18 protein-coding genes, 1 pseudogene and 1 other annotated feature are annotated in these 21,825 nt (G+C 66.4%); of the genes and pseudogenes, 14 read left to right on the top strand and 5 right to left on the bottom strand.

Features of this window, described 5'->3' with window-relative positions:
* Positions 1–104: 104 nt before the first annotated feature.
* Both ACFUEJ_RS19870 and ACFUEJ_RS19865 read left to right on the top strand, forming a co-directional pair.
* On the top strand, positions 105–2,267 hold the full coding sequence (locus ACFUEJ_RS19870; protein WP_007240197.1) for an MMPL family transporter: 2,163 nt from the start codon (positions 105–107) through the stop codon (positions 2,265–2,267).
* A 135-nt stretch (positions 2,268–2,402) separates the two neighbouring features.
* On the top strand, positions 2,403–2,624 hold the full coding sequence (locus tag ACFUEJ_RS19865) for a hypothetical protein (RefSeq protein ID WP_005179582.1): 222 nt from the start codon (positions 2,403–2,405) through the stop codon (positions 2,622–2,624).
* A gap of 612 nt (positions 2,625–3,236) precedes the next feature.
* Here ACFUEJ_RS19865 and ACFUEJ_RS19860 read toward each other — a convergent pair.
* Positions 3,237–3,614 (bottom strand): helix-turn-helix transcriptional regulator, encoded by a 378-nt coding sequence (locus ACFUEJ_RS19860; protein ID WP_005179587.1) that lies wholly within the window; start codon positions 3,612–3,614, stop codon positions 3,237–3,239.
* 124 nt (positions 3,615–3,738) lie between these two features.
* Between ACFUEJ_RS19860 and merA the strand changes: the two genes are divergently transcribed.
* The 3 genes from merA to merB are packed head-to-tail and all read left to right on the top strand — an operon-like array spanning position 3,739 to position 6,334.
* On the top strand, positions 3,739–5,175 hold the full coding sequence (gene merA / locus ACFUEJ_RS19855; protein WP_055476916.1) for a mercury(II) reductase: 1,437 nt from the start codon (positions 3,739–3,741) through the stop codon (positions 5,173–5,175).
* 24 nt (positions 5,176–5,199) lie between these two features.
* On the top strand, positions 5,200–5,751 hold the full coding sequence (locus ACFUEJ_RS19850) for a MerR family transcriptional regulator (protein WP_005179589.1): 552 nt from the start codon (positions 5,200–5,202) through the stop codon (positions 5,749–5,751).
* The gene (gene merB / locus ACFUEJ_RS19845) at positions 5,693–6,334 is read left to right on the top strand and encodes an organomercurial lyase MerB (RefSeq protein WP_005179592.1); all 642 of its coding nucleotides are present in this window, start codon (positions 5,693–5,695) and stop codon (positions 6,332–6,334) included. The genes ACFUEJ_RS19850 and merB overlap by 59 nt, the downstream gene beginning before the upstream one ends.
* 1,170 nt (positions 6,335–7,504) lie before the next feature.
* Here merB and ACFUEJ_RS19840 read toward each other — a convergent pair.
* Complete coding sequence (locus tag ACFUEJ_RS19840; RefSeq protein ID WP_055476917.1) at positions 7,505–7,687, bottom strand: DUF1508 domain-containing protein; 183 nt, start codon at positions 7,685–7,687, stop codon at positions 7,505–7,507.
* Between the two features lie 987 nt (positions 7,688–8,674).
* Here ACFUEJ_RS19840 and ACFUEJ_RS19835 point away from each other — a divergent pair.
* Together ACFUEJ_RS19835 and ACFUEJ_RS19830 are read left to right on the top strand one after the other, a co-directional pair.
* A pseudogene (locus ACFUEJ_RS19835) lies at positions 8,675–9,957 on the top strand (IS3 family transposase).
* Positions 8,953–9,081 (top strand) — a sequence feature (AL1L pseudoknot). (Overlaps the previous pseudogene by 129 nt.)
* 139 nt (positions 9,958–10,096) lie before the next feature.
* Positions 10,097–10,426, top strand: a complete 330-nt coding sequence (locus tag ACFUEJ_RS19830; RefSeq protein WP_005180014.1) for a hypothetical protein — start codon at positions 10,097–10,099, stop codon at positions 10,424–10,426.
* Between the two features lie 53 nt (positions 10,427–10,479).
* Here the strand turns inward: ACFUEJ_RS19830 and ACFUEJ_RS19825 are convergent, their stop codons facing one another.
* The 3 genes from ACFUEJ_RS19825 to ACFUEJ_RS19815 are packed head-to-tail and all read right to left on the bottom strand — an operon-like array spanning position 10,480 to position 12,864.
* Positions 10,480–10,860, bottom strand: a complete 381-nt coding sequence (locus tag ACFUEJ_RS19825; RefSeq protein ID WP_005180013.1) for a BlaI/MecI/CopY family transcriptional regulator — start codon at positions 10,858–10,860, stop codon at positions 10,480–10,482.
* A 47-nt stretch (positions 10,861–10,907) separates the two neighbouring features.
* Complete coding sequence (locus ACFUEJ_RS19820; protein ID WP_055477340.1) at positions 10,908–12,140, bottom strand: cell wall metabolism sensor histidine kinase WalK; 1,233 nt, start codon at positions 12,138–12,140, stop codon at positions 10,908–10,910.
* Complete coding sequence (locus ACFUEJ_RS19815; protein WP_055477338.1) at positions 12,130–12,864, bottom strand: response regulator transcription factor; 735 nt, start codon at positions 12,862–12,864, stop codon at positions 12,130–12,132. Before ACFUEJ_RS19815 ends, ACFUEJ_RS19820 begins: the two co-directional genes overlap by 11 nt.
* A 243-nt stretch (positions 12,865–13,107) precedes the next feature.
* On the opposite strand from ACFUEJ_RS19815, the gene ACFUEJ_RS19810 reads away from it, so the two are divergent.
* The 7 genes from ACFUEJ_RS19810 to ACFUEJ_RS19780 all read left to right on the top strand — a co-directional run bounded on the left by ACFUEJ_RS19810 (position 13,108) and on the right by ACFUEJ_RS19780 (position 21,813).
* Positions 13,108–14,244, top strand: a complete 1,137-nt coding sequence (locus ACFUEJ_RS19810) for a PLP-dependent cysteine synthase family protein (RefSeq protein ID WP_165630007.1) — start codon at positions 13,108–13,110, stop codon at positions 14,242–14,244.
* 3 nt (positions 14,245–14,247) lie between these two features.
* Positions 14,248–15,516 (top strand): MFS transporter, encoded by a 1,269-nt coding sequence (locus ACFUEJ_RS19805; protein ID WP_055477279.1) that lies wholly within the window; start codon positions 14,248–14,250, stop codon positions 15,514–15,516.
* A gap of 103 nt (positions 15,517–15,619) precedes the next feature.
* On the top strand, positions 15,620–15,826 hold the full coding sequence (locus tag ACFUEJ_RS19800; protein WP_005195294.1) for a heavy-metal-associated domain-containing protein: 207 nt from the start codon (positions 15,620–15,622) through the stop codon (positions 15,824–15,826).
* A 92-nt stretch (positions 15,827–15,918) separates the two neighbouring features.
* Positions 15,919–16,878, top strand: coding sequence for a hypothetical protein (locus ACFUEJ_RS19795; protein ID WP_388031346.1), 960 nt, complete (start codon positions 15,919–15,921; stop codon positions 16,876–16,878).
* 77 nt (positions 16,879–16,955) lie between these two features.
* Positions 16,956–19,310, top strand: a complete 2,355-nt coding sequence (locus ACFUEJ_RS19790) for a cation-translocating P-type ATPase (RefSeq protein ID WP_226513387.1) — start codon at positions 16,956–16,958, stop codon at positions 19,308–19,310.
* Positions 19,307–21,469, top strand: a complete 2,163-nt coding sequence (locus tag ACFUEJ_RS19785) for a heavy metal translocating P-type ATPase (RefSeq protein WP_388031343.1) — start codon at positions 19,307–19,309, stop codon at positions 21,467–21,469. Before ACFUEJ_RS19790 ends, ACFUEJ_RS19785 begins: the two co-directional genes overlap by 4 nt.
* Entirely contained in the window at positions 21,466–21,813 is a 348-nt protein-coding gene (locus ACFUEJ_RS19780) for a metal-sensitive transcriptional regulator (RefSeq protein WP_005195356.1), read from the top strand. The genes ACFUEJ_RS19785 and ACFUEJ_RS19780 overlap by 4 nt, the downstream gene beginning before the upstream one ends.
* Positions 21,814–21,825: the final 12 nt, after the last annotated feature.

The raw sequence follows: 21,825 nt of genomic DNA, 5'->3' as shown, positions 1-21,825 counted from the left end.
AGGGAGGACGCGTGAACCAGCAGAAGTCCGCCGTCGTCGAGAACTCGCCTCAGCAACCATCGCCGCCGGGCTCGCCCGGAGTGCTATATCGGTGGGGCGTTCTGATGGCCCGGCGCAGACGTGCGGTCCTGGCGGTCTGGGGACTGCTGCTGGTGGTGTGCGCGGTGGCCTACCCGCTGCTCGAGAACCGGCTCGGTGCGATGGATTTCGGTGTCGAGGGCTCGGAGTCCACCGAGGTGGATCGCCTGGTTGCCCGGCACTTCCCGCAGTTCGGTACGGAACAGGCGGTCATCGTGCTGCAGTCTGGCGCGGTCACCGCCACCGACGCCGAGTTCCGTGCAGCGGTGGCTCGCACGATCACCGCCGCCACCGCGGTCGAGGGCGTGGTCGACGTCGTCGGCCCCTACGACGGGCTGCCCGGATCCCAGATCTCGGCCGACGGTCACGTCGCGATCGCGCTCGCCGGCATGGACGGCGACATGGCCGAACGCGCGAAAGTCGCGCGCGACCTGCAAGACGCCATCGCCACCACCGGCGACGATTCCATCGACGTAGGGGTCACCGGGTACTCGGCGGTACAGAACGCGGCCACCGAACTGCAGAACGCCGACCTGGCCCGCGCCGAGGCAATCGGCATCCCGGTCGCGCTGGTCCTGCTCGTCCTCGCCCTCGGCGCCCTGGCCGCAGCGGCGGTCCCGATCGCAGTGGCCATCGCCGGGATGCTGACCGCGGTCGGAGTGTTGTTCACCCTCACTGCTGTGACCGCGTTCGATTCGCTGACCGTGGCCATGGCCACCATGGTGGGCCTCGGCGTCGGTATCGACTACGCGATGTTCATCGTCAGCCGCTTCCGCGAAGAACTCACCCACCACACCGGGCCAGACCATGCCGCGATCAGCGGCGCCGTCGGTCGCTCCCTCGCCACAGCAGGCAAAACGATTCTGGTCTCGGGCTTGGTGGTGATGATCTCGCTGTGCGCGTTGATCATCATCCAGGCACCGATCTTCCGTGGCATCGCCATCGGCGTCGCCACCGCCGTCACCAGTATGCTCACCGTCGCCGTCACCCTGCTACCCGCCCTGCTCGCCGCCTTGGGCCCGGCTGTCAACCGCGGTAGTCTCCCGGCCCGCTGGCGCCCTGCCGACAGCGCCACCGACGCTCCCGGCGTTCTCGGTGGCCGCTGGGCGCGCTGGGCGTATCTCGTCATGCGCCGACCCGTCCTCTTCGGCACCGCGGCCGCAGCGGTGCTGGTCCTCGCCGCGCTGCCGGTATTCGGGATCCGCTACGGCCTCGACATGGGCACCACCGCCCTCGACGACACCCCGACCGGACGCGCCAGCACCGCATTGAACACCAACTTCCCGCCCGGAGCACTCTCCCCGGTCGAGATCATCGCCACCGGCCCCAGCGACACCCCACTCACCGCAGACGCCGAAGCACGGGTCAACCGATTCCTGACCGAGATCGACGGCGACGCCCGCATCGACACCGTCCTGCCCGCCCAGCTCAATGACGGTCGAATGCTCGCGATGGCGATCCCCTCGGTCACCTTCGACTCGATGGCCGCCACCGACCTCGTCCGCGACCTGCGCAACACAGCCGCCGGCGCAGCCGGAGCCGAGATCCGCATCGGCGGCAGCACCGCCGAATTCGTCGATCTCTCCGACGAAATGACCACCAAACTTCCGCTGGTCGTAGCCCTGGTGCTGACCGCCTCGCTGGTCTTCCTCATCGCCGCTTTCCGCAGTATCGCCTTACCCCTCAAGGCCATCGCGATGAACCTGCTCGCCACCGGCGCCGCCCTCGGTATCACCGTCGCGGTGTTCCAGTGGGGTCTGGGCGAGAACGTCCTCGACTTCACCAGCCCCGGATTCGTGCAGGTCTACCTACCCACCGTGGTGTTCGCGCTACTGTTCGGGCTCTCGATGGACTACGAGGTGTTCCTGATTCGTCGCATCCGCGAATACTGGGACGCCAGCGGCGACAACCAGCGCGCCGTCGCGGCCGGGCTCACCCACACCGCACGCCCCATCACCGCGGCCGCCGCGATCATGATCGCCATCTTCGCAAGCTTCCTCACCGCCGACATCCTCGAACTCAAACAACTCGGACTCGCCCTTGCCGTCGCCGTCGCCATCGACGCCGTCCTCATCCGCCTCGTCCTCGTCCCCGCCCTCATGCGCCTGCTCGGCGGCTGGAACTGGTGGCTGCCCGCCCTCAGGTTTCGCCCACCCAACACTCGCGCACCACGGGCCGCCGCTGAGTAGCGCGGCGATCAGACCAGGTTGATTCGTCGCGGACACGGGACCGGCCGCCGGGGCCACACCGCCCTCGGGGGCAACCGTCACGGCCGGTCTGACCTTCGAGTCGAGTCGAAGGTTCAGGGTCGCGGGGTGGTGATGATGCGTATTACCCAGCTGGCGCGGCGGAGCGGTGTCCCTGCCACCAGCTGCGGCTCTACGTCGGATCTGGCCGAGTTCGTGGAGGCCGGACCGTTCCTGGAAGCGTTCCTCGTGTTGATCGTCATCCCACTGACGCTGGCGTGGCTCACCCCAGGTGTACCGCGCGCCGGGACCGGGCAGCGGGTCTCGGCGCGCGGTGAGCACCGGCGATGGCGCCGTTGATGGCTACGGTGCTGATCACCGTGGTGGCCTCGCAGGCGCCAAACTCGGTGACGGCCTGAGCCAGGTCGCGGCGGTGGTGCGGGCCGGAGTGCCCGCGTCGCCGGAAGGTGTGGCTGCGCAGCCCTCATCGCAGCCGCGGGCGCGAGTCATTGGCGGGACCAGATCAGTCCGAGGAGCCCGAGTCCGATGGGCGAATCCGAGCGGTTGGAGCCATGACAGGCTCACCAGCAGCGTGCCGCTGCTCAGTGCTACGGCCGCGATCAGCAGCGGGGCACCACCGCGCAACAGCCCAGGCAGCAGTGCCGCGGTCCCGATGCAAGCCCGCCAGCGGCGTGTCTAGGTCGCAGCAGCCACAACGGCCTCCCCCGCAGCTCGCCGAGCCACCGCTGCCTGGCGCTGGGTTCGGTGTCGATGGGACAGGGCAGCAGGGGGATTCGCTGCGCTCGAGCAGGTCTTCGCGTCCGGCCGCCAGCGCGGCGGCCAGGGTGTCGCCGGACCGCGGTGAGTTCGGCGAGCTCGGCATCGACCTCGGCGAGCTTGACACCCAGTCCCAGCCGCGGTGAACCCGCCGACGGTGAGCGGCTGCCGAGACGTGAGGGCTGTCGAGGGCGTTCATGTCCGGTCACCGTCCGGTACCTGGTCGATGCGGGTGCAGCACGTCAGGGCGGCGGCGTTGTCGGCCGCGAGCAACCGGGCGAGCAGCACCAGTTCGGCCACGCGCGGGTCTCCGACCGTGTACCGCAGCTTCTTGCCGTCGCGGCGCGCGACGATGTATCCGCAATCGGCCAGACACGACAGGTGCACCGACACCCGCGGCTGGGAGATGCCGGCGTGCGCGACGCAGTCGGCCGAGGTGCGTTCGCCGGCGAGGATGTATTCCAGCAGCTTCAACCGGGTCGGATCCGACAGGGCGCGAAAGAACTTCGCCGTCGTATCCAGATGTGTGCACGCCAGCTCGTCGCCGGGCACGGCGGTCGTGGACCGGGACATGGGGCACCTCCACACCACTTGAACTATTCGCTTAAGCGCATAGTATGAGCCCTGTAGGTATTCGTCAATGCGAATAGCAGCCGTTGGCTGGCGACGCGGTTGCTCAACCCCTCAGGAGGCAGGCGTGGCCACGACACAATCCCGTCCGGATCTGGCGATCGTCGGGTCCGGTTCGGCGGCGTTCGCCGCCGCTATCGCCGCGGTCGGCCACGGCAGGTCCGTGGTGATGATCGAGCGCGACACCGTCGGTGGCACCTGCGTGAACGTCGGGTGTGTGCCGTCGAAGACGTTGCTGGCCGCCGCGGAGGCCCGCCACGCCGCAGCCGCCGCCGACCGGTTTCCCGGCCTGGGTGCCGCTGCGGTGCCGCTGGATTTTCCGGGCCTGATCGCCGGTAAGGACGCGCTGGTCGCGCAGCTGCGGGCAAACAAGTACATCGAGCTGGCGGGCGAGTACGGGTGGGAGATCGTCTCCGGCACGGCAGTGTTCGACGGCACGAGTGCGGCGCCGGGGTTGCGGGTCGGAGCGAACGACGGCGGGACCCGGGTGATCGAGGCTGGCCATTACCTGATCGCGACCGGTGCGACGCCGTGGATCCCGCCGATCGACGGTCTGGTCGAGGCCGGGTATCTGACCTCGACCACCGCCATGGACCTGAAGCGGCTCCCGGAGTCGCTGATCGTGATCGGCGGCAACACTGTCGGGCTCGAACAAGCCCAGTTGTTCGCCCGCCTCGGCGCCCGGGTGACGGTGATCGAGGCCCTGGGGCGGCTGGCGCCGGGCGAGGAACCGGAAATCTCGGCCGCGATCGAGGCTGTCTTCGCCGATGAGCATATCGCCGTGTTGACCGCGGCCACCGTCGAGAAGGTCCTGGCCGGTGGCGGCCACAAGCTGGTGAGCGTGCGCACTCGGGCCGGGGTCAGCGAGCTGCGGGCCGAACACGTGTTGGTCGCGACCGGTCGCCGCCCGAACACCGCGGGGCTGGGCCTGGAGGCGGTCGGGGTCGGTGTCGACGGGCGCGGCGCGGTGATCGTCGATGACCGTCAGCGCACCGGCAATGCCCGGATCTGGGCGGCCGGGGACGTGGCCGGGGGCCCGCAGTTCGTGTATGTGGCCGCCGCGCAGGGAACGCTGGTGGCCGACAACGCGTTCGCCGACGCGGATCGGGTCCTGGACTACGCCACAGTGCCGCGGCTGACGTTCACCAGCCCCGCCATCGCCGCCGTGGGGCTCACCGAGGCCGAGGCGGTGACGGCCGGATACCGGTGCCGGTGCCGGACGCTGGCGTTGTCGAGTGTGGCGCGGGCGCTGGTCAATCGCGATACCCGTGGCCTGGCCAAGATCGTCGCCGACGCCGATACCGGCCGGATCTTGGGCGTGCACGCGCTGGCCGAGGGTGCCGGAGACCTGATCACCGCCGCCGGATACGCGATGACCGCGGGTATGACCGTCGACCGGCTCGCCCACAGCTGGGCGCCGTATCTGACCATGGCCGAAGCGTTGAAACTGACCGCCCAGACCTTCACCACCGACGTGACGAAACTGTCCTGCTGCGCAGGCTGACGATCTCCTCCAGGAAAGGCCGAGATGAACGGGCACATGACGATCGGCGTGTTGTCGGCGCGGACCGGGGTGAGGGTGAAGGCGTTGCGTGAATACACCGACCTCGGGCTCATCCACACCCTGGGGCGCAGCGCGGCCGGCTACCGCCTGTACACCGATGACGCACTGTGGTGTGTGCGGTTCATCGGCGAGCTGCGCGGGCTTGGGCTCACCATCGCCGAGATCTGCCAGCTCACCGATGACGCCGTCGATAGTGGAGACGGAGCGGTCGGCGCGCGTCTGGCCGAGCTACTGGAGCGGTCGCGACAGCGGCTGCACCGCCGGATCAGCGACGCCCAGCAGATCCTCGACCGCATCGACGACTTCACCAGCATCCACCGTGCGCGGTGGGCCGCCGACGATGTGTGCTGGACCGAGGTCCGTGCCGATGCCCGACGCGGGCTTGACTCTGCCCCCGGGGGCAGACCCTACCGTCATCGACATCGCACCCGACGCATTCTCGGAAAGGCTGACTCTCATGAGCACCGACTCCATTCCCGCCGACGTTTTCGCCACGATCGCACCAGCCGACCGTGACCGGGCGCTGCTGCGGGCCGCGCTGCGGCTGCTGGCCCACGGAGCGCCGGTCACCGTCACGGAGTTGGCGGCCGCAGCCGGTGTCGACGCCGGAGATCTCGAAGAGACACCGATCGGCGCCGACATCGAATACGACGAGCAGGGCCGGGTCCTCGGGTGGGGATTGACCCTGAATCCGACCCCGCACCGATTCACCGTCGCAGGCCATCAGCTCTACACCTGGTGTGCGCCCGACACGCTCGTCTTCCCCGCCGTGATCGGGGCGAGCGCACACGTCGAATCCGAGTGCCCGGTTACCGTCAGCGCCGTGCGATTGACCGTCGATCCAGTCACGGGAGTCACCGACCTGCAACCGGCCGCCGCGATGGTGGCCTTCGTCGACCCCGCCGGGATCCGGGGCGGGCAGGTCCGCGCCACCTGCTGCAATCCGCAGATGTTCCTGGCCACTCCCGACGCCGCCGAGCAGTGGCGATCCGAGCATCCTGGGATGACCGTGCTACCGGTCGCCGACGCCTACACCCAGCTCGCACGCCCACTGGCCGAGGCGCTCATCGACCCGGCCGGCGAGGCGCCGTGCTGCTGACTCAGAACAGGGTGTCGCGCACCCACAAGGGCCGGTACCCGGTCGGGCCGAGCTGGGCGAGTTCGGCGTCGATATCGGTCTTGAACGCGCCGAAGAAGACCTCCGATCACACCAAGAGGTCAAGCCGCGATCTCGAAGGACGCGTCCTGAGCGGGCCCGAACGCCTTGATCGGGTCGTAGTGCTGACCGGTTTGCAAGCAGTAGTGGAGCTGCCCGAGCAAGCGGTCGAAGAGGTGCCGAAGCGCAGCGGCGTGCCGATCGCCGCGGTCGCGTCCTCGGCGTTAATGGTCTTGGGGTGCGCCGGCTTTCGCCATCGCGGCGAACGCCCAAAGGAATCCTGCAGCGTTGAGTCGGTTGTTCTTCACCACGCGGCGGGTAATCGAGATGCTGCGCCCGGAGGCCCGCGTGATCAGCACAGAACCGGCGTAGGTCCTTCAGCGAACGGGCGTCGGTGAACCGCTCGCGGTCGTCGCCGATCTCGCCGAGCACCCGAGCGCCGGAGAGGTCAGCCAGGCCAGGAAAACTGGTGATCACCGCGTAGTCGGGGTACTGCTGGAATGCCTCGGTAGTGGCCTCGGTGAGCTGATCCACGGCGGCGCATTCAGCATCGACGCCACCCAGCAGCGCGAGGGCCTGGCGGCCGAAGGCATCCGCTGATCTACAGATCGAGAGTCAGGGTGGCGGTGCGCGCTCGAGATACGCACGGGTAGATGACTCCGGTGACGAGCGCTACTGACACGAGTGACGAATCCCCAGGTCGCCAACTGACATCCAAATGACGGATCTCAGGCCACGTGTTGCATCTGATGCAATATGCAGGGGCTTACTTGACATAAGATAGGGGCTTCACCGTAGGCGGCTTTGTAGGCGGCCGCGAACCGTGCCACATGAGCAAACCCATTGTCGTAGGCGACGTCTGCAACGGTGGCTGCGCCTCGAGTTCTGTCGGAACGGGTGGAGAGTGTCAGAGCGCCGCGGTCAGATCGTGGGGGTCAAGTGCGAGCGTCGACAGGGTGTAGAGCGAGTCCTTCTTTCGGATGGAAATGGGCATGTATGCGATTGAGTCGTTCGATCCACTCGATGCCGGTGAGTGAGTCTGGTCCGTGGTCGAATGGGCAGGTTCAGTCCTTGGACTGCGGTCGACATGAGTAGTGCGCGACTGTGTGGTGCCTAGGTGGTCTGGTCGTCGACTGTGGCGTCGCCGGCGTTGTGTTTGACCGACTCGATCCCGGTTCGCGCTGAGGCCTTCGACTCATATGCGTGGCTGGCGGCGATGATTTCGCCGTTGGCTGCTTCAGATGGAAACGGTTCTTGCCGGGCCTCGTCGGTGAACAGTTCGAACTTCGCGGCCATCGTTGGGGTTCCTTCCGGTCGGGAGTGCCGCAGTCACTACAAATCGAATATGCGCGACCGTGGGCTCGACTTCTCCCCTCGAGACCTGATCCGGTGCTGATTTGTCCCTGGCCTTGCGGTCCTGCACAACGCTGGATGTGCGGCGTCGGCGATGCCGGTATCTCATTCTTATTCATCGGTACCATCCGTCGTTAGGTGACGAATCCTGACACCAGCGGGCGCGGCGGTCACCACGCCTGCCGTTCACGTCTCTCGCCGAGTGTGCAGACCGAGTATGATCCAGGCGCCAGGTCTCGATGAGTCCGCAAAATCTGTAGACGATTGAGCGCGATGTCGAGATTGTGGATGGCGCGGTGATGGTTGGGCCCGCCAGAGACGTGTAGTGCCAAGCTGGATCTCTCCGCCGTGAGAGCGAGTCTTTCAGCCGCCCGCACTACTAATTTCCGGGGGGACACAGCTCCTCGCCCCTGGATAATTTCGGCCGCCCGCTCGACTTCGGGCCGATGGCGGCGAGTAGGTATTTTGCGCGGTGGGAGGTGTTGCGCGCTTCGCGGACGGCGTCGAAGGGGTACAGCTCATTCAGACGATATGTTGTGACGAGTGCGGTCAACAACTCGACGACCTCTGCTAGGTCTGCGTGGTCACCGGCTGCGTCGCGCGGTCGTCGCGCCCGGGTGTCGAGCCGAGCGCGTATTAACAGCCGGTGCCGATCGAGTTCAAGGGCGAGCAGTAGCCCCTGCAGGCGTGTGGTTGCGCGGCTCTGCTCAAGTGGGACCATTCGGATCAGCCTCAATCCTCAGTTGCCGCAGAATGTCGGTTTGCGTCGCTTGGTTGGTCGACGTGACAAGCCAGCGGCGCGCGTCCGAGAACTGGATCTGTGAGCTTTGCCCGCGAGGGTGGGGAAAGGTCCACGAGATCGAGGGTCATCAATCGCCTGAAACGCCCCGGGTTTGTCGGAGGCTCTCGAATCTGTGAAGGATGGAGAGCATGGCAGCACCACGGAAGTACAGCGTTGAGCTGAAGGAGCGGGCGACGCGGATGGCGGTGGAGGCCCGCAAGGACCCAGCCACGCGACCAGGGGCGCTCAAACGGATCGCCGATCAACTCGGTGTGCACCCGGAGGCGCTTCGCACCTGGGTCAAGCAGGCCGAGATCGATGGCGGGGACCGCCCGGGGACCACGACCAGCGAGGCTGAGCGGATCGCGCAGCTGGAACGGGAGAACCGGGAGTTGCGGCGGGCGAACACCATCTTGAAGCAGGCATCAGCTTTCTTTGCGGCGGAGATCGACCGCCCACAGCGTTGATCGTGGAGTTCGTCGCCGCTTTCCGCGACGAACACGGAGTCGATCCGATCTGCGCGGCCCTGCGCGACACGGCCGCCCAGATCGCTCCGTCCACAGTCCGAGCCCATCTGAGCTCTCGACGAGTCGAGGCGCCACGGGTGGTCCGTGACCGCGAGATCCTCGGTGAGATCCGCACCGTGCATGCCGACAATCTCGGCGTCTACGGTGCCCGCAAAGTCCACGCCGAACTACGCAGAAAGGGTATCGGCGTGGCCCGGTGCACCGTCGAGCGGTTGATGAAAGCTGATGGGCTGCAGGGGATAACGAGATCCAAGACGCGGAAGACCACGCACAGCGAGGGGGCCGAAACTCCGCAGCCGGCCGATCGTGTCGAACGGCAGTTCACCGCGGCGGCGCCCAACGCGCTGTGGGTGGCGGACCTGACCTACATCCGCACACACTCGGGGTGGGTGTATGCCGCGTTCATCCTCGACGTCTTCTCAAGGATGGTCGTGGGCTGGCAGGTCTCGACCACCATGCACACCGACCTCGCGCTCGACGCCTTGGATATGGGGTTGTGGGCGCGGTCGCGTGCCGGCCAGGGCGTGGCCGGGCTGATTCACCACTCCGACCGCGGAGTGCAGTATCGAGCCATCCGCTACACCGAACGTCTCGCCGAAGCAGACGCAGTGACTTCTGTTGGCTCCAAGGGTGATTCGTACGACAATGCGATGGCCGAGGCGTTCAACTCGTTGTTCAAGGCCGAGTGTATCCGTAACCCAGTCATGCGCCCTCGCGGTGGCTGGGGCGGTGTCGGCGAGGTCGAGATCGCCGTCGCCGAGTACATCGACTGGTTCAACCACCGCCGCCTGCACGGCGAGATCGGGCACGTCCCACCCGTCGAGTACGAGACCACCTACTGGTCGACCCACACAGTCACCAGCTACCGTGAGAACCCGGTCCCGGCAGTCGCTGGAACCAAGTAAACGAGCCCCCAGCAAACCCGGGGCGATTCAGATTGCTTCGAGACCCTCGTTCCCGGCGCCCACGCCCGATGGCCACAGAATACGAAGGTGGTTAGTAGAAGTGGGGTGTGATGCGGGTGTGCTGAGGAGATGGTTGGGCATGACTGACGGTGTCGAGGTGCGGCGTGCGGGTCGGTTCGGCCCGCGCGGTCCTGCCCGTACGATCTCCCGTGCGGTGGGTCTTGCTGTGGTGATGTTTGAGGCGGTGGCCGCGTTCTGGCTGGTGATGCTGCTCCGAACGTCGGATCTCGTGCCATCCGACCCCCGCTCAGGAGTCGGGCGCGGTGATCCGGTTGAGCTGCGGGTGCTGACCGCTGTGGATGTGCACGACTGGGTGTCGGCTCTGAGTGCTGCGGCCTTCGCTGCGGGTGTGGCCGGTGCGCTGGTGGCGCGTCTACTCCCAGCAGTCAAGGGGCGCGCGACCGGTTGAGTAGTCGGGCCTGGGCCTCGCCGGAGTTTCCCTTGTCGGAGGGTTTCTATGGCTTAGGCTTTGGTGCCGCCGCCGCGGGTGTGGCGAGGTTTAAGGGTGAGGTATTCGCTGAGCACTTCACGCTCGGCGGGTGTCACGGTCTGGGCGAAGTGCATCAGTACTGCCGCGGAGTCCCCGCTGGCGTCGAGGACCTGACGCAAGGTGCGTGAGGTGGCCTCTTCACGGGTCTGCATGGGGAAGTACCGGTAGGCGCGGCTGACTTTTTCTCGACCGACGAACCCTTTTTTGTGCAGGTTGGTGACGACGGTGAGCACTGTGGTGTAGGCCGGTTCGCGGTCGTGGAGTTCCTCGACTAGGTCGTGCACCGACATCGCCGCACCGGCTGACCACAGCACGTCCATCACTGCGCGTTCCAGTGAACCCAGCCCAGTCATTTTCACCCACCATCTCTAGATGCGGGTCAATCTTACGACGGACTACCTCAGTTAGTAGCTTGGTCCCGTTGGAGCGCATCGGCAGCGCCGCGACGCGTGCGGTGTTTGAAGGCCACGGAGAATTCGGTTCCAGGGGTGCTGCGGTGGATGTGACGTCGGGTGGTGGTCGGCAACGTGATGGTGAAGGTGGCTCCGTGTCCGGCTCCCAGGCTTTCGGCGAGCAAGGTGCCCCCATGGTCTTCGACGATAGAGCGGGCGATGGTGAGGCCGATTCCGCTGCCGCCGGCGTCTCTGGTGCGTGAGGAGTCGGTGCGGTAGAAGCGGTCGAAGATGTGTGGAAGGTGTTGAGGGGGAATGCCGTCACCGCAGTCGACGACGCTGATGCGCACCGCGTGTGCCGGGGCGGTGTCGGCTTTCACTACGACTCGCTGGCCCGGGGAGCTGTGTCGCAGCGCGTTGGTGAGCAGATTGAGCAGTACTTGGCTCATTCGTTCGGCGTCGACATGGATGTGTACGCGCGCGGCGGTGGTGACGATGCCCAGCGTGACTTCGGCGTCGGTGAACAGGTCGGCGGCTTCTTCGTAGGTCGCGATGAGCAGTTCGTTGACAGTGATCGTCGCCGGGTGGAGGGGCATCTGATGCTCGTCGGTGCTGGATACGGTCGCGATGTCCTCGGCGAGACGCTGCAGGCGGGTGGTGGCGGTGCGCACGACGTCAAAGGTCTGTGAGTCGGGAGCCCGGATTCCGTCTTCGATGGCGTCGGTGATCGCGCCGATGGTGGTCAGTGGGGTGCGCAGTTCGTGGGCAAGGTCTGACAGCATCCGCTTACGGATGTCGTCTTGTGAATCCAGCCGTTGTGCAAGTTGGTTGATAGCTCGGCTGAGCTGGGTGAACTCGGTGCCGAGCTGGCGATCGGGTACGCGCGTGCGGTAGTTGCCGGCGCCAATAGCCACGGCTGAGCGGGCGACACTGGCGACTGACTGTTGTACGCGGCGAGCCAGGAACCAGCTGACGGCCGTGGCCAGGATCGTCGAGGTGATCAATGCGGCAGACATTGAGACGACGATCGAGGAAGTGAACGCGGCTTCGACATGGTCGGCCTGAACTGACCCTGGCTCGAGGCGAGCTTGGCCGAGGTGGTCGTGGAAGGTGTGTGGAGCCACGAATAGTGCCACGATCGCGACGCTGATGCCGCCGCCGGCGATGACGATAGCTTGAGCGAGCATGAGCCGGGAGCCGAAGCTGCCGGGGATACGTAACCGTCGACGTTCATCGTTCATCGCTGGCTCCTCGAGGTTGGCCGTCACCCATCCGGTAGCCCACTCCGCGAACGGTGCGGATGAATCGGCCGGCTACGGCGCTGTCACCGAGTTTGCGGCGCAGACTGGCGACATGGACTTCGACGACGTGGGCATCGCCGACCCAGTCGGGTCCCCAGATTTCGGTGAGCAGTTGCTCTCGACTGAACACAACACCGGGCCGCCGCGTGAGCGCTTCGAGAACGTCGAACTCAGTCCGAGTCAGCTCCACGGGTGTGCTCTGCACCTGGACTTCACGACCCTGAGGGTCGAGGGTGAGCTCCCCTATCGTCCGCGGGTGCGACTCGCCGGTTGGGGTCGGCCGTGGTCGGCGCAGCATGGCGTCGATGCGCGCCATCAGCTCACGAGGGCGAAATGGTTTCGTGAGGTAGTCATCGGCCCCCACCGACAGGCCAACGACTGTGTCGACTTCGTCCGCGCGGGCCGTGACCATCACGATGTAGGCGTTGGTGAAGGTGCGTAACTGTCGACAGACCTCGACGCCATCGAGTGACGGCAAGCCCAGGTCGAGGATGACTACTGCCGGACTCGCCGTGCGTGCGGCGGCGACTCCCTCCTGGCCGTCGGGCGCAACGGTGACCGTGAATCCGCTGCGCTGCAGGTAGTCAGCAACGACTTCGGCAATGTCGGGCTCATCTTCGATCACCAGGGCGTGCAGACCGTGCGGTGGTCGGACCACCGGCATATGGAGGTCGTCGACGACGTTGCGATCTTGGGGCACGCTCCTATGGTGGCGGTGGTCTACACGATCATCCAACCTCGTGGGCGTTCTTGAGCAGATCTTGATCCACGCTGCCGATCAGCCTTGAGGTTCGGTGGGCAAGGTGGCGGTGTCGCCGGGTGGAACGTTACGACACAGTTCCCTCTCACACTGATGATCTGATTTCTGCCCGGCGGCGTCCTGTTCAACAACGCAGAGGATGCCCGTGTGACTGTCTCTTACAGCCTCACCACCAGTGATCCATTCGCCACTACCTTCCCCGCCGAAGCCGCGTCGCCCCGTGCTGGGCTGAGTCGTCAGCTGGTGGGCGGCACCCCGGTGTTGCGCATCGAGGAACCCTTCGCCGAGCACGGGCGCGGCTTCTGGGCCAAGCTGGAAGGCTTCAACCCCGGGGGTATGAAAGACCGGCCTGCGCTGCACATGGTGGAACGCGCCCGCGCCCGTGAAGAGCTGGCCCCGGGGGCGCGGATCATCGAATCAACTAGTGGGACACTGGGATTAGGCCTGGCATTAGCGGGCATCGTGTTCGGGCATCCGGTGACCTTGGTGACCGATCCGGGACTGGAACCGATCTTGCGGCAGATGCTCGCCGCCTACGGCGCCCAGGTCGATGTCGTCAGCGATCCCCATCCGGGCGGGGGTTGGCAACAAGCCCGCCGCGACCGCGTGCGCACCTTGCTCGAGCGTGACGAGGCTGGGTGGTGTCCCGACCAGTATTCCAATCCCGACAACGTGACCGGTTACAGCTCGTTGGGTGTGGAGTTGATCGCGCAGCTGCGACATATCGATGTGCTGGTGTGCTCGGTGGGCACCGGTGGGCACTCAGCCGGTGTGGCTCATACTCTGCGGCAGTTCAACCCTGAGCTGGAGGTTGTGGGCGTAGACACCATTGGCTCGACGATTTTCGGCCAGCCGGCACAGTCACGGATTATGCGGGGACTCGGCTCGAGTATCTACCCCCGTAACGTTGCCTATGACCAGTTCAGTGAGGTGCACTGGGTGGCGCCGGCCGAGGCAGTCTGGGCATGTCGCACCCTGGCCGCCACGCATTACGCCACCGGCGGCTGGAGCGTGGGCGCGGTGGCCCTGGTCTCGGGCTGGCTGGCGCGTACTCGTTCGGCCGATACGCGCATCGCGGCGGTGTTCCCCGATGGCCCCGCTCGCTACTACGGAACCATTTACAACGATGAGTACTGCCGCGCTCACGACCTGATCGGCGCCCCGGCGCCGCCCACTGAACCCCGCACCATCAGCGATCCGCTCACTCAGGTCGCGAGCAGCTGGACGCGGTGCCCTACCATCATCGACCCCACTTGCGTGCCGCACGCCGAGCCCACGAGCTGATCTATGCGACGCATCTACCGCAGTTTCCGCAGCTTCGATCGCCCCAGCCAAGTGCTGATGGTCAATCAGTTCACCATCAATCTCGGCTTCTACATGCTCATGCCCTACCTCGCCGCCTACCTCGCCGGCCCGCTGGCCCTGGCCGCATGGGCAGTGGGCCTGGTCCTGGGGATACGCAACTTCTCCCAACAGGGCATGTTCCTGATCGGGGGAACACTCGCTGACCGCTGGGGTTACAAACCGCTCATCATCGCCGGATGCCTGATGAGGGTCATCGGATTCGTCCTACTGGCCCTGGTCAGTTCGCTGCCGGCGATCCTGATCGCCTCGGCGGCAACGGGATTCGCCGGGGCGCTGTTCAACCCCGCCGTACGGGCCTACCTGGCCGCCGACGCCGGTGAGCGGCGCATCGAAGCATTCGCCGTGTTCAACGTCTTCTACCAGGCCGGGATCCTGCTCGGGCCGCTGGTCGGACTAGCCCTGACCGCCCTGGACTTCCGGCTCACCTCTCTCTGTGCGGCAGCAGTTTTCGCGGTCCTGACCCTCGTGCAGATCAAAGCGCTACCCGCAACAGCACCGGCCCCGAGCAGCACCTCAATCATTCAGGACTGGCGCAGCGTCGTCCGTAACCGGCGATTCCTGCTCTTCGCTGCGGCGATGGCCAGCTCTTACGTGCTGTCCTTCCAGGTCTACCTCGCCCTGCCCCTACATGCCGACCGCATAGCAGACAACCCCACCCTCGCCACCAGTGTTGTCACCGCAATGTTCGTGGTGACCGGTCTGGTGGCCATCGCCGGCCAGCTACGCATCACCACATGGTTCGGCAACCGCTGGGGCAGCACCGGCAGCCTGAGCGTGGGAATGACGCTGATGGCTGCAGCTTTCCTGCCCCTAGTCGCCAGCACCGCAACGCATCAGCGCAACATCGCCCTCAACATCGCCGCCCTGCTACTCACCGCAGCTCTGCTCGCCGCCGCCACCGCAGCAGTGTTCCCATTCGAAATGGACACGGTGGTGGGACTGGCCCGCGGCACGCTTGTCGCCACCCACTACGGGCTCTACAACACCATCGTCGGGATCGGGATTCTGCTCGGCAACGCCGCGACCGGGTGGCTGTTCAGCGCGGCCACCACCCGCGACATGCCCGAACTGGTGTGGATCGCTCTAGTCCTCACCGGCATGGCGGCGGCGTCTGCCCTGTTGCTGTTGCACCGCCGCGGATGGCTCAGTGTCGCCGCCCCCACCGAAGCTCAGCCCACCACAACCCATTGATTACCCTAGGGGGGTAAGGTATAACGGTGGTGTGGCGAGACGCCACAGCGACAGACCCCCTGAGGGTCGTTGGCACCACTGCTGTACCGAAAGGGCACATCTCATGAGCACATCGACAGTGATCGTCTCCGGAATGACGTGTGGGCACTGCGCGGCGTCGGTGCGTGAAGAAGTCGGCGCACTGGCCGGCGTAACTGACGTCGACGTCGACGTGGCCAGCGGGCGAGTCACCATCTCTAGCTCGGCCCCGATCGAGGCCGACGCGATCCGCGGCGCGATCGAAGAGGCCGGCTACCACCTGGCGCAGTAGCCGACGAGGGGCTGAAGTGTCTGCCCCACTGGCGACTTCAGCCTCTCCCGGGCGGCGTGGGTGTCGCCACCACCGATGACAGGAATCCAACGATGAATGTTCCAACCAAGCTCGGCGTCTTCGCCGCGGCCCTGCTGATAGTTTTCGCTGCGGCGTACGCCATCGCCGCTGGTGTCGCTCCCGACAGGGCGTCGACCTCCCCGGCTGAGTCCGCCCATGCCGATCACAATGCTGCACCACAGTCGCGAACATCCGCCTCGTCTCCGGGGGCCGATCAGGTTCGCGGAGTTTCGATGGCAGCAGCCGGCTTCATCCTGGGGAATGTGGTGGCACCCCATGCGTCCGGGGTGCAGGCTCCATTGAGCTTTGAGATCCTCGATGCCGCCGGGACCGCGGTCACCGACTTCGCCACCGAGCACGACAAGCAGCTGCACCTGATCGTCGTCCGCGCGGATGGCACCCACTTCCGACACGTGCACCCCACCCTCTCGCCCGAAGGGCGCTGGACGCTGCCCTGGCAGTGGGCGACGGGAGGCAGCTACCGGATCTACGCCGACTTCGTGCCCGCCGCCACCGGCCAACCCCTCACCCTCACCAGCACCGTCGAAGTCAGCGGTGACTACCAGCCGGCCCCACCCACCGCCGAATCACGACAGTCATCCGTCGACGGGTTCGACATCGAGCTGGCCGGTCATCTGCGCGCGGGCGCCGAGTCCGAACTGACCGTCACCGTGCGCCGAGCAGGACAACCGGTTACCACCCTGCAGCCGTATCTGGGCGCTTTCGGTCACTTGGTGGCCCTGCGTCAAGGCGACCTGGCCTACCTGCATGTTCACCCTGAGGGCGTGGCACCGACCGCCGGTCAACTCGCGGGACCACAGGTCCGCTTCGCCACCACCGCCCCCACCCCGGGCCGCTATCTGCTCTACCTCGACTTCCAGGTCGACGGCGCTGTGCACACCGCCACCTTCGTTCTCGACGCCCCCACCGGCGCCCCGGCCCCGACAACCAACTCCACGGCCCCCTCGGCCGATCCGCACGCCGGACACTAACTCGCTGACCAGCGCCACCCCGGGGCCACTGCACCGAGGCACTGCGCCGAGGCGCTCACCCTTCGAGGAACTTCCCCATGACCACCTCAGCTCCGATCCACCCACCTGCGGCCACCGCCGAGCAGACAGGCACCGTCGATGTCGAACTCGCCGTGTCGGGCATGACGTGTGCCTCGTGCGCGGCACGCATCGAACGCACACTGAACAAACTCGACGGAGTGAGCGCCTCGGTGAACTACGCCACCGAAAAAGCTCACGTCAGCGCACGCGCCGGTGTCGACCCCCACCTGCTGATCGAGACCATCGAACAGGCCGGGTACCGCGCTGCGCTGCCCGCCATTCCCACAGGCGCCGACCCCGACGACGACCCTTCGGACGACGACGGGGAGCTCGTGGCCTTGCGTCACCGACTGATCGGTGCGGTGGTTCTCTCGGTACCGGTGATCGCGCTGGCAATGGTCCCGACGTTGCAGTTCACCTACTGGCAGTGGGCGTCGTTGACGTTGGCCGCGCCGGTGATCGTGTGGGCGGCCTGGCCGTTTCATCGCGCCGCGTTGCTCAACCTGCGCCACGGCGCGGCCACCATGGACACCCTGATCTCGGTCGGCACCACCGCGGCGCTGTTGTGGTCGTTGTATGCGTTGTTCTTCGGCACCGCCGGACAACCAGGCATGACCCACGGATTCACCCTGACGGTCGGCGCCTCTGACGGTGCAGGCAACATCTACCTCGAGGTCGCCGCGGGGGTCACGATGTTCGTCCTGGCCGGCCGATACTTCGAGAAGCGGTCCAAACGGCAAGCCGGTGCGGCGTTGCGGGCCTTGTTGGAGCTGGGCGCCAAAGACGTCACGGTGGTCAGGGACGGCCACCAGCATCGGATACCGATCGGCGAGCTCGCCGTCGACGACGAGTTCAATGTGCGGCCCGGCGAGAAGATCGCCAGCGACGGTGTGGTGGTGTCCGGCACCTCGGCAGTTGACGCCAGCATGGTCACCGGCGAGTCGATGCCAGTCCAGGTTGCCCCCGCCGACACCGTGACCGGCGGGACAGTCAACGCCGGCGGACACCTACGGGTGCGGGCGACCCGCGTGGGGGCAGACACCCAACTCGCGCAAATGGCCGCGATGGTCGAACGCGCCCAGACCGGCAAAGCCCACGCCCAGCGACTGGCCGACCGGATCTCAAGCGTCTTCGTGCCGGTGGTCATCACCGTCGCCATCGCAGTCCTCGGCGCGTGGATCGGCGCCGGCTATCCCCTGCAAGCGGCGTTCACCGCCGCGGTCGCTGTGCTGATCATCGCCTGCCCCTGCGCTCTGGGACTGGCCACCCCGACCGCACTTCTGGTCGGTACCGGCCGCGGAGCCCAACTCGGCATCGTGATCAAAGGCCCCGAAGTCCTCGAATCCACCCGAACCATCGACACCGTTGTCCTCGACAAAACCGGCACGGTCACCACGGGACAGATGACACTCGTCCAGGTCACCACCTCCCCCACCACCACTCGCGCCGACGTGCTCGCCCTCGCTGGAGCGGTGGAAAACGCCTCCGAGCACCCCGTCGCGGCCGCCATCGCTGCTGGTGCAGCCGCCGAAGTCGGACAGCTCGACGAGGTCGACGACTTCCGCAACTTCGAAGGTCGAGGCGTGCGCGGCACGGTCCAGGGACGAGTTGTCACCGTCGGGCGTCCGACGCTGCTGGCCGAACACGACATCGCCGTGGATGACCCCCACCTCAACGAGGCACAGGCCGCCGCTGAGGAAGCCGGACAGACCGCCGTACTCGTCGCCTGGGACGGCCGCGCCCATGCGGTCCTGGCGGTCGCCGATGCGATCAAACCCACCAGCGCACACGCCATCGCCCGGCTCACCGCACTGGGTATGACGCCCATCCTGCTGACCGGCGACAACCAGACCGTCGCCGACACCGTCGCCGCTGAGGTCGGTATCGACACCGTCATCGCTAACGTCTTGCCGGCCGACAAAGCCGCCGTCATCACCGACCTGCAATCCGACGGCAAGGTTGTGGCCATGATCGGCGACGGCGTCAACGACGCCGCTGCCCTGGCCCACGCCGATCTCGGGCTGGCGATGGGCACCGGCACCGACGCCGCCATGCATGCCGCTGACATCACCCTGGTCCGCGGCGACCTCAACGCTGCCGCCGACGCGATCGCCTTGGCACGCAGCACTCTGAAAACGATCAAAATGAACCTGTTCTGGGCATTCGCCTACAACGTCGCCGCGATACCGCTGGCCGCGCTGGGACTGCTCAACCCCATGCTGGCTGGGGCCGCCATGGCGTTGTCCAGCGTGTTCGTCGTCAGCAACAGCCTGCGGCTGCGCGCCTTCACCAGCCCGCCCCACTCATCGTCCACAGTTCCACCCACCAACCCCTCGACATATACCCCCCAGGGGTATAAGGTAGCGGCATGAACGAGCACTCTTCCCCTGAGCACGTCGGTCACGACGCCGCCGATGAACGCCACCACGGCCAACTCGCCGCAGCGTCACACAACCACCACGATCACCATGCTGAGCGCGCCCGCGCAGACCATGATCACGCTGGGCATGGGGGGCATGGTGATCACGTCGGGCAGTTCCGCCGGCTGTTCTGGATCATGGGTGCCCTGGCTGTGCCGGTCGTGGCCTTTTCACCCATGTTCGCGATGCTCATCGGCTACGACCTACCCGATGGTCAAGTGCTGCAGTGGGTCTCACCGGTGCTGGGTACGGTGATGTACTGCTGGGGTGGGCGGCCGTTCCTGGTAGGCGCCTCTGCAGAACTGCGGTCGCGCGCACCGGGAATGATGCTGTTGATCGCCTTGGCGATCACGGTGGCCTTCGTGGCGTCCTGGGGTGCGAGCATCGGTGTGTTGCACCATGAACTGGACTTCTGGTGGGAACTGGCCCTGCTCATCGTGATCATGCTGTTGGGGCATTGGATCGAGATGCGGTCGTTGGCCCAGACAACTTCGGCCCTGGACTCGCTGGCCGCGCTGCTGCCCGATGAGGCCGAACGCGTCGAGGGCGACCACATCACCACCGTTGCTCCCAGTGAGCTGCAGGTCGGAGATGTGGTGATCGTGCGCCCCGGGGCCAGCGTCCCGGCCGACGGTCGCGTCGTGGACGGCTCGGCCGAGCTCGATGAATCCATGGTCACCGGAGAATCGCGCACGGTGCGCCGCGGCATCGGCGATCAGGTGGTGGCCGGCACGGTGGCCACCGACTCGGGGCTGCGGGTCCAGATCACCGCCACCGGCGACGACACGGCGCTGGCCGGGATTCAGCGCCTGGTGGCAGACGCGCAGAACTCCACCTCCCGCGCCCAGCGGTTGGCCGATTCCGCCGCAGCGCTGCTGTTCTGGTTCGCGCTCGGCTCAGCGATCATCACCGCCATCGTGTGGACGGTCATCGGTCAACCCGACCAGGCGGTGATTCGTACCATCACCGTGCTGGTCATCGCGTGCCCTCACGCACTCGGTTTGGCTATCCCTCTGGTGGTGGCCATTGCCACAGAACGCGCCGCCCGCGGCGGCGTGCTGGTCAAAGACCGGTTGGCACTTGAGGCCATGCGCACTGTGGATGCGGTGCTGTTCGACAAGACCGGAACCCTGACCAAGGGTGAGCCCACCGTCATCGAGATCGCGGGCGCCGACGGTGTCGATGAGGACACCGTGCTCACCCTGGCAGCTAGCGCCGAAGCCGACAGCGAGCACCCGCTGGCGCGAGCAATTGTCGCAGCTGCCGGAGACCGCGCCCAGCCGGTTCCCGCGGCCACCGACTTCACCTCGTCACCGGCGGTTGGTGTGACCGCTCGCGTCGAGGGTGCCACGGTGCGGGTGGGCGGGCCCCGCATGCTCGAGGAACAGGGCCATCAGGAACTGGCCATCGCTGATCGCTGGCGCGCCGACGGCGCAATCATCTTGCACGTCACCCGCGACACTGAGCTGATCGGAGCTGTCAAACTCGCTGACGAGGTGCGTGGGGAATCCCGCCAAGCCGTCGAGGCGCTGCACGCCCGCGGGGTCGAGGTCGTGATGATCACCGGCGACGCCGAAGCAGTGGCGCACACCGTCGCTCACGACCTCGGTATCGACCGGGTGTTCGCCGGTGTACGCCCGGAAGACAAAGCCAGCAAGGTGGCCGAACTGCAGCACGAAGGACGCAAGGTGGCGATGGTGGGCGACGGCGTCAACGACGCCCCCGCCCTGGCCCAAGCCGATGTGGGCATCGCGATCGGGGCCGGCACCGACGTCGCGATCGCCTCGGCGGGGGTCATCCTCGCCAGCGACGACCCCCGCTCGGTGCTGTCGGTCATCGAGCTGTCGGACGCCAGCTACCGAAAAATGAAGCAGAACCTGTGGTGGGCAGCGGGATACAACCTGATCTCGGTACCGCTGGCCGCCGGAATTCTCGCGCCCATCGGGTTCGTCCTGCCGATGTCGGTCGGAGCGATCCTGATGTCAGCCTCGACGGTCGTGGTCGCACTCAACGCGCAACTGTTACGCCGACTCGACCTGCACCCAGGCGCGAGTACAGTGCGTGCACTGCAGCACAACCGACCGCGATCCACTGAGAAGGTGAGTCCATGACCGCTGCGTCCGCACCGGGACAATCCTCCACCCCGGAAGAATCCTCTGCCTCGGAACACTCTTCCCACGGTTACATCAGCGACAAGGGCAAATACCTGGCCCGCCTCAAGCGCATCGAGGGGCAATCCCGAGGTATCTATCGGATGGTCGACGAGGAGCAGTACTGCATCGACATCCTGACCCAGATTTCGGCGCTGACCAAGGCGCTGGAGGGGGTCGCGCTGGGTTTGCTCGACGACCATCTCACCCACTGTGTGCTCGATGCCGCCCACGCCGGCGGGGACGAGGCGCAGGAGAAGATCGCTGAAGCCTCGGCGGCCATCGCTCGCCTCGTTCGTTCCTGACCCACCACACCG

Origin of the sequence: Gordonia sp. NPDC057258 (genome assembly GCF_042668985.1) — a bacterium.
Taxonomy (GTDB): domain Bacteria; phylum Actinomycetota; class Actinomycetes; order Mycobacteriales; family Mycobacteriaceae; genus Gordonia; species Gordonia hongkongensis.
This window is presented reverse-complemented; position numbering and strand designations above follow the sequence as displayed.

Bases quoted from the DNA above. Each gene is read 5' to 3' on its own strand.
- ACFUEJ_RS19870 (WP_007240197.1), top strand. From the start codon at position 105: ATGGCCCGGCGCAGACGTGCGGTCCTGGCGGTCTGGGGACTGCTGCTG.
- ACFUEJ_RS19865 (WP_005179582.1), top strand. From the start codon at position 2,403: ATGCGTATTACCCAGCTGGCGCGGCGGAGCGGTGTCCCTGCCACCAGC.
- ACFUEJ_RS19860 (WP_005179587.1), bottom strand. From the start codon at position 3,614: ATGTCCCGGTCCACGACCGCCGTGCCCGGCGACGAGCTGGCGTGCACA.
- ACFUEJ_RS19850 (WP_005179589.1), top strand. From the start codon at position 5,200: ATGAACGGGCACATGACGATCGGCGTGTTGTCGGCGCGGACCGGGGTG.
- merB (WP_005179592.1), top strand. From the start codon at position 5,693: ATGAGCACCGACTCCATTCCCGCCGACGTTTTCGCCACGATCGCACCA.
- ACFUEJ_RS19840 (WP_055476917.1), bottom strand. From the start codon at position 7,687: ATGGCCGCGAAGTTCGAACTGTTCACCGACGAGGCCCGGCAAGAACCG.
- ACFUEJ_RS19830 (WP_005180014.1), top strand. From the start codon at position 10,097: ATGACTGACGGTGTCGAGGTGCGGCGTGCGGGTCGGTTCGGCCCGCGC.
- ACFUEJ_RS19825 (WP_005180013.1), bottom strand. From the start codon at position 10,860: ATGACTGGGCTGGGTTCACTGGAACGCGCAGTGATGGACGTGCTGTGG.
- ACFUEJ_RS19820 (WP_055477340.1), bottom strand. From the start codon at position 12,140: ATGAACGATGAACGTCGACGGTTACGTATCCCCGGCAGCTTCGGCTCC.
- ACFUEJ_RS19815 (WP_055477338.1), bottom strand. From the start codon at position 12,864: ATGCCGGTGGTCCGACCACCGCACGGTCTGCACGCCCTGGTGATCGAA.
- ACFUEJ_RS19805 (WP_055477279.1), top strand. From the start codon at position 14,248: ATGCGACGCATCTACCGCAGTTTCCGCAGCTTCGATCGCCCCAGCCAA.
- ACFUEJ_RS19800 (WP_005195294.1), top strand. From the start codon at position 15,620: ATGAGCACATCGACAGTGATCGTCTCCGGAATGACGTGTGGGCACTGC.
- ACFUEJ_RS19795 (WP_388031346.1), top strand. From the start codon at position 15,919: ATGAATGTTCCAACCAAGCTCGGCGTCTTCGCCGCGGCCCTGCTGATA.
- ACFUEJ_RS19790 (WP_226513387.1), top strand. From the start codon at position 16,956: ATGACCACCTCAGCTCCGATCCACCCACCTGCGGCCACCGCCGAGCAG.
- ACFUEJ_RS19785 (WP_388031343.1), top strand. From the start codon at position 19,307: ATGAACGAGCACTCTTCCCCTGAGCACGTCGGTCACGACGCCGCCGAT.
- ACFUEJ_RS19780 (WP_005195356.1), top strand. From the start codon at position 21,466: ATGACCGCTGCGTCCGCACCGGGACAATCCTCCACCCCGGAAGAATCC.